The 12198-nt window shown below is 43.4% G+C and carries 12 protein-coding genes; all 12 read left to right on the plus strand.

Annotated features, from left to right (window positions below):
- The first annotated feature begins 60 nt into the window (after nucleotides 1-60).
- The 12 genes from PGX00_RS00875 to hypB all read left to right on the plus strand — a co-directional run bounded on the left by PGX00_RS00875 (nucleotide 61) and on the right by hypB (nucleotide 12197).
- Nucleotides 61-2646, plus strand: a complete 2586-nt coding sequence (locus tag PGX00_RS00875) for a penicillin-binding protein 1A (RefSeq protein ID WP_272132070.1) — start codon at nucleotides 61-63, stop codon at nucleotides 2644-2646.
- A 491-nt stretch (nucleotides 2647-3137) separates the two neighbouring features.
- Nucleotides 3138-4262 (plus strand): hydrogenase 2 small subunit, encoded by a 1125-nt coding sequence (hybO, locus tag PGX00_RS00880; RefSeq protein ID WP_272132071.1) that lies wholly within the window; start codon nucleotides 3138-3140, stop codon nucleotides 4260-4262.
- Complete coding sequence (hybA, locus tag PGX00_RS00885) at nucleotides 4262-5266, plus strand: hydrogenase 2 operon protein HybA (protein ID WP_272132072.1); 1005 nt, start codon at nucleotides 4262-4264, stop codon at nucleotides 5264-5266. The genes hybO and hybA overlap by 1 nt, the downstream gene beginning before the upstream one ends.
- Nucleotides 5259-6428, plus strand: a complete 1170-nt coding sequence (gene hybB / locus PGX00_RS00890) for a Ni/Fe-hydrogenase cytochrome b subunit (protein WP_272132073.1) — start codon at nucleotides 5259-5261, stop codon at nucleotides 6426-6428. The genes hybA and hybB overlap by 8 nt, the downstream gene beginning before the upstream one ends.
- Before the next feature lie 35 nt (nucleotides 6429-6463).
- Nucleotides 6464-8164, plus strand: coding sequence for a hydrogenase 2 large subunit (gene hybC, locus PGX00_RS00895; RefSeq protein WP_272132075.1), 1701 nt, complete (start codon nucleotides 6464-6466; stop codon nucleotides 8162-8164).
- Nucleotides 8165-8336: 172 nt separating this feature from the next.
- Nucleotides 8337-8981, plus strand: coding sequence for a HyaD/HybD family hydrogenase maturation endopeptidase (locus PGX00_RS00900; RefSeq protein ID WP_272132077.1), 645 nt, complete (start codon nucleotides 8337-8339; stop codon nucleotides 8979-8981).
- Nucleotides 8972-9226 (plus strand): HypC/HybG/HupF family hydrogenase formation chaperone, encoded by a 255-nt coding sequence (locus PGX00_RS00905; RefSeq protein ID WP_272132079.1) that lies wholly within the window; start codon nucleotides 8972-8974, stop codon nucleotides 9224-9226. Before PGX00_RS00900 ends, PGX00_RS00905 begins: the two co-directional genes overlap by 10 nt.
- Nucleotides 9201-9683, plus strand: coding sequence for a [NiFe]-hydrogenase assembly chaperone HybE (hybE, locus tag PGX00_RS00910; protein WP_272132080.1), 483 nt, complete (start codon nucleotides 9201-9203; stop codon nucleotides 9681-9683). The genes PGX00_RS00905 and hybE overlap by 26 nt, the downstream gene beginning before the upstream one ends.
- Nucleotides 9684-9701: 18 nt before the next feature.
- Nucleotides 9702-10757, plus strand: a complete 1056-nt coding sequence (locus tag PGX00_RS00915) for a hypothetical protein (protein ID WP_272132081.1) — start codon at nucleotides 9702-9704, stop codon at nucleotides 10755-10757.
- A gap of 2 nt (nucleotides 10758-10759) precedes the next feature.
- Nucleotides 10760-11101, plus strand: coding sequence for a hydrogenase maturation nickel metallochaperone HypA (gene hypA, locus PGX00_RS00920; RefSeq protein WP_272132083.1), 342 nt, complete (start codon nucleotides 10760-10762; stop codon nucleotides 11099-11101).
- Complete coding sequence (locus PGX00_RS00925) at nucleotides 11101-11553, plus strand: hypothetical protein (RefSeq protein ID WP_272132084.1); 453 nt, start codon at nucleotides 11101-11103, stop codon at nucleotides 11551-11553. Before hypA ends, PGX00_RS00925 begins: the two co-directional genes overlap by 1 nt.
- Nucleotides 11550-12197: a hydrogenase nickel incorporation protein HypB gene (gene hypB, locus PGX00_RS00930; RefSeq protein ID WP_272132086.1), complete on the plus strand. Its 648-nt coding sequence runs from the start codon at nucleotides 11550-11552 to the stop codon at nucleotides 12195-12197. Before PGX00_RS00925 ends, hypB begins: the two co-directional genes overlap by 4 nt.
- Nucleotide 12198: the final 1 nt, after the last annotated feature.

Genomic DNA, 12198 nt, shown 5'->3' on the forward strand with positions numbered 1-12198 from the left:
TCTTGCCTTAATGTACTCGGATTCGTAACTAGACGACCTCAACCAATCAGGAAATTTTCGGTGAAGTTCATAAAGCGATTGCTCATACTTTCAGTGATTTGCATCATTCTTGGAGTGACTACAATCATTGGCTTCTATTTTTACTTGAAGCCTCAACTCCCAGATGTAGCGACATTAAAAGATGTTGAGCTTCAAACACCTATGCAGGTGTATAGTCAAGACAATAAGCTCATCGCACAATTTGGTGAAAAACGAAGAATTCCGCTTAGGCTGGAAGATATGCCTGAGGAGCTTATAGAAGCGATTATTGCAACGGAAGATAGTCGTTTTTATTCGCATTTTGGTATTGACCCGATAGGTATTACTCGTGCTGCTGTTGTCGTCATTATGTCTGGTTCAGCAAAGCAAGGTGCTAGTACTATTACTCAACAGCTTGCTCGAAATTTTTTCTTATCTAACGAGAAAAAACTGATTCGAAAAATCAAAGAAATGTTCATCGCATTCCATATCGAACAACTGCTTACGAAAGATGAAATACTAGAACTTTACCTAAACAAAATTTATTTGGGTCACCGTTCATACGGTGTCGGTGCAGCAGCACAAGTCTATTTTGGAAAAGATGCAAAAGATCTTTCGCTTGGTGAGGCAGCACTTATTGCAGGCTTACCTAAAGCACCCTCAACAATGAATCCTATCTACTCTATTGATCGTGCAACAACACGACGCAACGTTGTACTTTCTAGAATGCTTGCTGAAAATTACATCACACAAGATGAGTTAGACGCGGCTAAAAACGAAGAGCTGTCAGGAAAATCTTTTGGTGCTGAGATAGAGGTCAATGCCCCTTATATTGCAGAAATTGCTCGTGCGTGGATGCTAGACAAATATGGAGAGGATGCCTACACCTCTGGTATGAAGGTTTATACGTCCATTGACTCTAAGTTACAGAAAGCAGCACAAACAGCGGCTATCAATAACTTACTTACCTATGATGAAAGGCACGGTTATAGAGGAGCGGAACAAGAAGTTTGGACACAAGGTGCTGACGCTTTTACTGAAGACGAATTAACAAAGCACCTTAAGAGCCAGCCAAGCTATGGTGAACTAAGACCTGCCGTAGTGACTTCTGTAGATGAAAAAACAGCTCAAATTTATATTAAGAATCAAGGCTATTCAGAACTCTCTTGGGACGCGATGAAGTGGGCTAGAAAATTCATCACTGACGAAAGGCAGGGACCCGCCCCCAAGAAAGCTTCAGATATCTTAATTGCTGGCGAGCAAATCTGGGTGAGACCGCTCGCTGATGTTGTACCTGAATTCTCAAATGAAAACAGTGACGAAGAAACCTCTATACAGGAACACACTTGGAAGCTAAGTCAGGTTCCTAATGCCAACACTGCTTTTGTTGCTATCAATCCAAACGATGGTGCCGTTATATCCTTAGTGGGTGGATTCAACTTTGTGCACAGTAAATTTAACCGAGCAACACAATCGGTTCGTCAGGTTGGCTCCGGTATCAAACCATTTATCTACTCAGCCGCAATTAATGAAGGCCTGTCGTTAGCCACTTTAATCAATGATGCCCCGATTAATCAATGGGATGCCGCAGGCGGTACTGCTTGGCGTCCGAAAAACTCACCACCCACGTACGTTGGACCCGCTCGCATGCGCCTTGGTTTAGCTCAATCTAAAAACGTAATGGCCGTAAGAGTACTTCGTTCTGTTGGACTAGAAGATACCCGTAACTTCTTAGCTCGATTTGGTTTTGAGTTGGATGAGTTACCTAAATCTGAAACCATAGCACTTGGTGCTGGTAGCCTAACACCAATCAAATTAGCGCAAGGATATTCTGTTTTCGCTAACGGTGGTTATTACGTAGAGCCTTATTACATATCTAAAATAGAAGGCCCTTTCGGTGACTTAGTCTATCAAGTAGAACCAACTACCGTATGTAAACGCGATTGTGGTGAACAATCCGTCGAAATTACAAACGTAGAGGCTACTGACTCAGAATTTAATGAAGTCGATATCATCGACGAAGAACAACAACACAAATTCGCCCCTCAGGTCATAACGGAACAAAATGCATTTTTGGTCAGAGAAATGCTGTATAGCAACGTTTGGGGTGGAGGGGACTGGTCTAAAGGTACTGGCTGGAACGGAACAGGATTTAGAGCTCAGAAGTTAAAAAGAAGGGATATTGGGGGTAAAACAGGCACAACCAACGATTCTAAGGATGCTTGGTATAACGGCTATGGCCCCGGAATTGTCGCTACAGCGTGGGTTGGTTTCGACAACCATAACCGAAAATTAGGTCGCACGAGTAAAAATACGAACCTAAAAAATAACGAACAAGCACCAGGTGGCGAAGCGGGCGCTAAGACAGCTCAACCAGCGTGGATAGACTTTATGAAAGTGGCACTAGAAAATGTCCCACAAGAACAAAAGTCCATCCCACCGAATATTGTGCGCATTCGTATTGATAGAGATTCTGGGCTTTTGACCAAAAAATCTGGTTCGACTTCTCTGTTTGAATATTTCGAAAAAGGAACAGAGCCTAAAGAGTATATTGAAGAGTCCAATAGGGACGAATTGGATATCTACTCTGCCCAAGGTGAAGCGGGTGAGGAGGAGTCCCTCTTCTAACCATATCTCAAAAACAGAACATCAAAAAAGGAAGCTTTTCGCTTCCTTTTTTGATCGCATCATTCATATACTTGGTAATAATCCCGTATTGGTTAACATTCTTTCACAAAAGAACAAAACCTCATGTCATTGTATTTTATTTGTCATATTTGTTAACAACTAATTAACCGCATGACTTAATCTATAATCTACCTACAAAGTATTACACATAAAAACCTTCGGTAAAATCACCAAATAATGAATAAGAATTATTAACAATAAAGCCTCTACCCCTTTAGAATAGTACGCTCACCGTAAAAACCCTACATAGTGCAAGTTTTTTATACTCGTGTATTCATATGTCCTTGTAAGTTGATTCAGATCAAGCTCCGTATTTATCAAAATCATTACATTCTACTAACTTTTATTATATTAACAAACACTAATAAACTAAAGATAAAAGCGAACACGTTATCACTACCTACACATAAAATAACGAAGGATGGTCTGAAATGGATGGCTACGATCTACTCGAATACAATGGAGTATCCCGTCGCTCCTTTATGAAATTCTGTGCCGGCCTTGCTGCCACCATGGGTATAACACAGGCAAATGCAGCCCAAACCGTTGCGGATGCGATAACCCAATCTAAACGACCACCTGTTATCTGGATTGGCGCGCAAGAATGTACTGGATGTACAGAGTCTCTATTACGTTCAACTCACCCAACGATTGAAAATTTAATTTTAAATATGATCTCTTTGGAATATCACGAAGTACTCTCTGCTGCTGCCGGACATAAAGTAGAAGAAAATAAACATCATGCGATGGAAAAATACAAAGGTGAATATGTCTTAGTGGTCGATGGGTCAATTCCAATAAAAGATGGTGGCGTATACTGCATGGTTGCAGGAAAGCCTATTGTAGAACATATTAAAGAAGCAGCTGAAGGTGCTGCTGCAATTATTGCGATTGGCTCTTGCTCTTCTTGGGGTGGTGTTGCTTCCATTGGCGTCAATCCTACCGAAGCAAAATCATTACAAGAGATCCTTCCAGGTAAAACCATTGTAAATATTCCAGGCTGCCCTCCAAACCCACACAATTTTTTAGCCACTGTTGCTCATCTTCTTACTTTTAGCAAACTGCCGGCTTTAGATGAAAAAAATCGACCTACCTTTGCCTATGGCCGACTTATCCATGAAAACTGCGAACGCCGCCCCCATTTTGACGCAGGCCGATTTGCAATTGAATTTGGTGACCAAGGCCATAGAGATGGATGGTGCCTTTATAAGCTTGGCTGTAAAGGGCCAGAAACCTACGGTAACTGCTCGACACTAGAGTTCTGCGATGTGGGGGGTGGTATTTGGCCTGTAGGTATTGGGCACCCATGTATCGGCTGTAACGAAAAAGATGTTGGGTTCACCAAAGGTATCCATCAACTCGCCAACGTTCGGCTTCCAACACCACCAGCCGCACTCCCTGAAGTGGGTACGCAGGTTGGTGAATCCGCATCTCCTGGGGCTTCAGCTTTGTTAGGTGGTATTGCCGGTTTAGCGGCGGGTATCAGTGTTATGACCGTACGTGAACTAACTCGTCAGCACAAAGATACAAAACCAGAAAGTAACGAGGAGGCATAATGGACCGCCGGGACTTTTTGAAATTATCCGCCTGTGGTGCGGTTATCGCCACTACCAGTTGCCCAAGTGTTGCAAGGGAGTCGCATAAACCCTCTCCTGAAGCCGTGGGAATGCTTTACGACGCAACACTCTGTATTGGTTGTCAGGCTTGTGTAGTGAAGTGTAAAGACGTTAACCATATGGAACCAAATCCAAATGGTGACGCCCAGTGGGAACAAAACAGCCACTTATCACCTTATGCTCTCAATGTTATCCGTAAATATAGCCATGGTGATGCCAGCGAAAAAGATGTTGAAATAAACGGTTTTTCCTACATCAAACGTCAATGTATGCACTGTGTTGACCCAAACTGTGTCTCTGTTTGCCCCGTATCCGCAATGCAAAAAGATCCCGTTACCGGGATAGTAACCAACAACCCTGATGTTTGTACTGGTTGCCGTTACTGCATGGTCGCATGTCCATTTAATATTCCGAAATACGAATACCATGACCCATTCGGTCAATTACAAAAATGCCAGTTATGCAATCAAAAAGGGGTTGAGCGTATTGACCAAGGGTTACTACCGGGATGCGTTGAGGTATGCCCTACTGGTGCCATTCTATTTGGTGATTATGACGAATTATTAGTCGAAGCTAAAAAAAGATTAGAGCTACCGATCGGTGAAGACTACGAGTATCCACGTGAAAGGATAGATGCCGGTTTAAATCACGTTAAAGCCGTACCGAAATATCATCAACACCTTTATGGCGAAACAGAAGGGGGTGGTACTCAGGTTCTAGTTCTATCTGGTATTCCTCAAGAAAAACTCGATTTCCCAGATATGCCCGAACTCTCTTACGGTGCTCGTTCAGAAAATGTTCAGCACACAATGTATCAGGGCATGATGCTGCCATTTGCAGCCTTTATGGGATTAATGTACGCAACACGTAAGAATATGTATCCGTTGGATGATAAAGAGAAATCTAAAGACAAAGTAACGGATAAGGAGGATAACCATGAATGATCATACGGAATCCAAAGCGCTTGGAGGACGGCTCACCACCTGGCCAGTGATCTTCTTTGGCTTCTTCGCTTTTGTCTGCGTCATCGTCATTATTAAACGACTGATCTTAGGCCTAGGTCCTGTCACAAACCTAAATGGTGGTTATCCATGGGGAATCTGGATTGGCTTCGACCTTTTAGTTGGTACTGGCTTTGCATGTGGGGGTTGGGCTCTCGCTTGGGCTGTCTACATTTTCAACAAAGGTGAGTATCACGCGCTTGTTCGCCCTGCACTATTAGCCAGTTTATTTGGTTACGCCCTTGGTGGACTGTCGATCATGATGGACATCGGTCGTTGGTGGAACATGCCCTACTTTTACATTCCTGGGTATTTTAATACTAACTCGGTACTGTTTGAGACGGCGATATGTATGACCATCTACATGGTGGTTCTGGTTGTTGAATTTGCACCAGCACTGCTAGAAAAAATGGGATTAAAAATACCACTTAAAATATTAAATAAAATTCTATTTGCTGTTATTGCATTGGGTGCTCTGTTACCCGCTATGCACCAATCATCAATGGGGTCACTGTTTATCTCTGCCGGGCACAAGATCCACCCGTTATGGCAAAACTACGAATTTCTACCCGTATTTGCCTTATTGGGTGCACTCATCATGGGCTTCTCCATTGTTGTCTTTGAGGGCGCGCTAGTCGCAGCTGGTATGAAGGGTAGGCTCCCCGATGAAAGGCCTCTCTTTAACCGTTTAATTACTTTTGTTCAGGTACTGGTCGGAATGTTTATTGTTCTTCGATTGCATGCAGTGAACCTAGGTGACAAATGGGATTACGTTTTCGCAGGGGACATGTTTAGTTGGTTATTCTTCATTGAAATGGCACTGATGGCATGGCCAGTCATGTTCATAAAACGGATTCAAAACAGCGCGGCATTACTTTTTGCTGCCGCAACAAGCCTACTCGTAGGTGCAGCAATGTACCGTGTGGACCTCGCCATCGTAGCTTACTACCCAGGAGATGGTTATACCTACTTCCCATCAATCGAAGAAATCTTGCTTTCATTTGGATTGGTCGCAATTGAAGTCGTCGGTTACATATTACTCGTTAAATTACTGCCCGTATTACCGGGAGCAGCAACCAGTAACCGTATTCACAAAGAAGCCTAAGTGGCATAGAAACATAACAAAGGGATGGATGACAAATGAGTCAACGCATTACAATTGATCCAGTAACCCGCATCGAAGGCCACTTGCGTATCGATTGCGAAATTGAAGATGGTAAAGTAACCAATGCATGGTCATCAGGCACTATGTGGCGTGGCATGGAAGAGATCTTAAAAGGTCAAGATCCACGAGATGCATGGGTATTCACTCAACGAATTTGTGGGGTTTGCACCACGGTTCATGCCATTGCTTCCGTACGCTCTGTAGAGAGCGCATTAAAACTAGATATACCGAAAAATGCTCAGTTTATTCGTAATCTTATTGTCGCCGCACACGGCATTCACGATAACGTAGTCCACTTCTATCAACTCTCTGCTCTTGACTGGGTAGATGTCGTCTCTGCATTAGAGGCAGATCCTGTTAAATGTGAAGATATCTGTCGACCACTTTCTACTTGGTCTCTCAATTCCGCTGCAGAGTTCCAAAAGGTAAAAGACAAGCTAAAGGGGTTAGTTGATAGCGGTCAGCTCGGTATTTTTGCTAATGGGTACTGGGGACACAGGGAGATGAAACTTCCTCCCGAGATCAACCTAATTGCAGTAGCGCACTATTTACAAGCTCTCGAGTATCAACGTAATGCAAACCGCATTGTTGCTATCCTCGGAGGTAAATCCCCACACATTCAAAACCTAGCGGTTGGAGGGGTAGCAAACCCAATCAACTTAGATGCCCCAAGCGTATTGAATAAAGAACGTTTAATGTACATCAAGTCCTTTATTGACGAACTTGATGAATTTATAGAGCAAGTTTATAAGCTCGATGTGGCTATTGTTGCCGCCCATTACCCTGAATGGTTAGCTATCGGCGAAGGCGTGACTAACTACTTATCTATTCCGGACATGCCCACTGATGAAAAAGGCGGCAGTTTTTTGATGCCTGGCGGTTACATTGAAAATGGTGACTTATCTACTTTTAGACCGATTACTAGCCACGATGACCAATACTTAATAGATGGTATTGCCGAAAGCAGCAAACACTCATGGTATCAAGAGGACGGTCCTTTCCATCCTTGGGAAGGAAAGACAGACCCGAACTACACAGGGTTTGAAGACGATGGCAAATATTCTTGGGTAAAAGCGCCTACCTTCTATGGTAAAGCCACTCAAGTTGGCCCACTTGCACAAGTTTTATGTGCTGTTGCTGCTGGTGACGAGAGCACAACTAAGCACCTTAATGACGTACTTGGTGCCTTTGAGATGCTAACAGGCATTAAACCCGAAATTAAGCATTTGCACTCTACCCTTGGTCGGCATGCTACTCGTGCGGTTCGTTGTGCGGTGTTGAAAGACACCATGCAGGATCAATACAAAGCATTAATCGATAATATCGCGGAAGGTGACACAACAACCTACGTAAAACCTTACTTCCCGTATGGTGTTATCAAAGGGGTCGGTTTCCACGAAGCACCACGCGGTATGCTCTCACACTGGATTGTTATCAACGATGGTAAAATAGAGAACTACCAAGCCGTTGTACCATCCACTTGGAACTCTGGCCCGCGAAACGATACAGATGAGCTCGGCCCTTATGAGCAGTCACTTATCGGAACACCAATTGCCGACCCAGAAAACCCATTGGAAGTCATTCGTACCATTCACTCCTTTGACCCTTGCATGTCTTGCGCAGTACACATTGTGGATACTAGAGGCAAAGGAATAACGAAAGTTAAAATACTGTAACGCTTGTTGCAAAGGGATCGCACTGCGAATTGGTTTTATTTCGTGCAGGTGACGTTGGTTTCGAAGATGATCTTGTTGATAGTAACAAATTCTTCGTATTTCCCGTAAAAACGCAATGCCGTTCAGTTTGCACACAACCCTACTCGTCATTCCCGTGAAAACGGGAATCTGGTTGGCTTTAGGTCTCCACTTTCGTGGAGATGACGAATGGTTATGTGGAGATGATGAATGGTTACGTGGAGATGACGAATGGCGACGTGCAAATAACAGAATATGTCTAAAAGATGAGCGAACAAATATGAACCATGGTTTAAGGGAAAACATGAATATTTTGGTTTTAGGCGTAGGTAATCTACTTCTAAGAGATGAATCTGTTGGCGTACACCTTGTTAATGAGCTAGAGCAAGAATTTTATTTTCCTAAAGGTGTAGATGTCGTTGATGGCGGTACTGCTGGCATGGAGTTACTTGAGTTTATTGCCGATAGAGAGCATATCATCATTATCGACGCGGTATTAACTGGTGATAAACCCGGCACTGTGGTGAATCTTCGCGATGACGAAGTACCTGCGCTTTTCCATAACAAGGTATCTCCACATCAACTCGGTATATCTGATCTACTCGGGGCACTAAAACTGACTGGCGAATCGCCAAAAAATATCTTTCTTGTCGGTGTCGTCCCAAAAACCGTTGAACCTGGCCTTGAGATGAGTGATACCGTCAAATCTCAAATAGGCCTAATGAAAAAACAGGTTATAGATTACCTCAGTAACATTGGTGTCCAACTAGAAACAAAAGAGGCACAGCCATGTGCATAGGTGTTCCCGCTTTAGTACAGCATGTCTATGAAGACAAACTCTCAGCCATTGTTGGAGAAGAAGAACACCTGAGAACGGTAAGCCTAATGATGCTTCTAGATGAGGTGCACGTAGGCGATTACTTACTCATTCAAGTCGGTAATTTTGCAGTAGACAAAGTAGAGAAACAAGAAGCACTCAAAGCGATAAAGCTACAACAAGCGCTTGCCGAAGGAGATTATGAACGTGCCGCTGAACTTTACTGAAAACCCAACCGATGTCCTTGAAATTGTATTCAACGATATCCACGCGAATCAGATGCATGAACTGCCATTCGTTAATAAAAAACTAAAAGTAAAAGCCGTGGGCTTTTCTTTGTATGAGAGTGACTGGTTAGGCGTATTGTTAACACCTTGGACTTTAAGCATCATTTTAATTCCGGGGCCTAATCGCGTGTGGCAATCACGAACGGTTGGAGACAAAATTGGCATACGTTTACCTTCTGGTGACTATTCATTTACTTACGGTGCGCACGAACAACTCGGCAACTACCTTGCCAGTTCCATAATGTCTCCGTTACAAGATATGAAAAACCAAGCAGTTGCCGTGCAACTGGCAAAGGACTTGCGTCAATTAATTACAGCGATACCAACAGAAGAGGTGCATGTACCAGACCCATCTCGGCGCAGTTTATTTGGTCTCAGAAACAAAGCAACAGCGTAAACGTGGATTGTAATTAAGATGACAGAAACAATTCAACCGGTCGATGACTCACACACTACCCCTAGCTATATTGGGCAGATTGATATTGCCCTAACGACAACGAAAAATGGCGAAATAACCCACGTAAGCATTACCAATAGCCGGCCTAAAAACATGGGCCGATTATTAATAGGAAAAACCCCACAACAGGCATTAATGGTCATTCCTAAGCTATTTTCACTCTGTTCACAAGCACAACAAGCCGCGGCAATAAGTGCCATATCAGCTTTGGAAAATAAGCCATTATCAACGACACAGAAAACTGAAATGGCAGAGCGCTGCGCTTTGGAGTGGTTAAAGGAACACAGTTGGCAGCTGTGGCAAATGGAAAGAGAATTGTTCGGTGAAAACTTTGCCATTAAAGAGAGCTTAGCCCTTAGTCGATTTTTACTAAAGCAGCTCCAAGATGAGTCATCCAGCGCTGCCAGTAGGTACAGCGCCCCAGTAAATGAATTCTTAAATACTCTTTTTGGTTGTAAACCTAGCACCTTCACTGGTTTTTCTTGGCAAGAGTTGTTGAAGTGGTCTGAAGGTCAAGCACCATACGCAAAACTATTCCAAGCTTTGCAACTAAATGGTGTTTGTAGATTAGGGGCATTCAAAAGTTGGCATATTTCGGATGAAGACGGGCCGTTGAGCCGACAAAGAAAACACCCTTTACTTATCTCCGCGATGAAACTTTGGGGCGCAAGCGTCGCAACCAGAACTCTGGCCCGATTAATTGAAATAGTCGAAGTAAGTCTTAACCCAGAAATAAGCTTATCAACGCAACAAGGTGTGGCTTTTGCTTCTAGAGGTACATTAACACACCAGATCACCACCGATAGTAACGGACTTATCTCCCACTACACTATTGATGCCCCAACTGACCGTTATTTCTCTTTAGGTGGATTAGTAAAAAAATCGCTAATTGGACAACAAATACCAAACATGGCGTCGAAATGGATAAGACAACTTATCTGGGCCATCGACCCTTGTATCGAATTTACAGTAACGGTAAATCAAATCGTTACTGATACTCAAAAGGAAAGCTAAGCATGCATGAAATGTCGCTGTGTGAAAGCTTGATTCAAGTAATAGAAGAGCAAGCTAAAGCGCAAGGTTTCAATAAAGTAAAAACCGTTTTTCTAGAAATAGGCACGTTTGCAGGTATCGAGATTGATGCTCTGACATTCTGCTTTGACGTGGTTTGCCGAGAGACGATGGCAGATTCAGCAACACTAGAAATTATAGAATTACCCGGCACAGCGTGGTGCTTTGACTGCGGAAAAGAAGTCACAATATCAACTCGTATAGACCCTTGCCCAGAATGCAGCGGCTATAGCTTGCAAACGAAAAGCGGTGACGAAATGAGAATTAAAGAATTGGAGGTAGTGTAATGTGTACAACATGTGGTTGCGGAGCAGGCAACGTAAAAATAGAAGGGGCACATGGACACCATGAACATGATGATCATACTCACGATCACAGCCATGAACATAACCATCCTCACGGCCAACACCATACTCATGACAACGAGCACCATCACACACATCAACAAAACCCAATAGCTGTTCACCATCACCACTATCACGGTCCCGTTCATATCCATTATCATGTTTCATCGATTACGGATCGTAGTGATGCCCAGCACTCACATAACGAGCACAGTCATGAACACGGTCATCACCATGGTCACGACCATTCTCACCATGAACATAACCACCACGAATCAGAACATCAACATCATGAGCATTCTGATGAACAAGCCCATGAACACTTTTCGGCTGAAAAAAAGGGGAAGATTTACACTTTGGCAAAGGAGCAGCGCATTCCCATGCTCCGGGAATGACTCAAAGTCGTATGGTTCAGATTGAAACCGATATTTTGGCAAAAAATGATGCTATAGCACAACGTAATCGAGAGTTTCTAAATCATCGCAACATCAAATCACTTAACCTTGTCTCTAGTCCGGGGTCAGGTAAAACCACCTTATTAACAGAAACGTTGATGCGTCTCGACAAGAAAAAATGCTCGGTTATCGAAGGTGATCAACAGACGACCAATGATGCAGACAGAATTCGTGAAACCGGAGCCAAGGCAATACAAATAAACACAGGAAAAGGCTGCCATTTAGATGCACAGATGGTCTCTGAAGCGATTGCCCATTTAGCACCAGAAGAAAACAGCACCTTGTTTATAGAAAACGTTGGAAATCTCGTCTGCCCCGCAGCGTTTGATTTAGGCCAAAGCCACAAGGTCGCCATACTTTCAGTCACAGAAGGTGAAGATAAACCCTTAAAATACCCTGATATCTTTGCTGATGCAGACATTATGATCATCAATAAAACCGACCTTCTCCCCCATCTACGTTTTGACTTAGACGCGTGTATTGCCAATGCAAAGCGGGTTAATCCGGATATGCAGATCATGCTTGTTTCCGCCACAACAGGTGAAGGGATGCAAACATGGTTAGATTGGCTAGAGGGGAATTAAG

The organism is Vibrio algarum (assembly GCF_028204155.1).
GTDB lineage: Bacteria > Pseudomonadota > Gammaproteobacteria > Enterobacterales > Vibrionaceae > Vibrio > Vibrio algarum.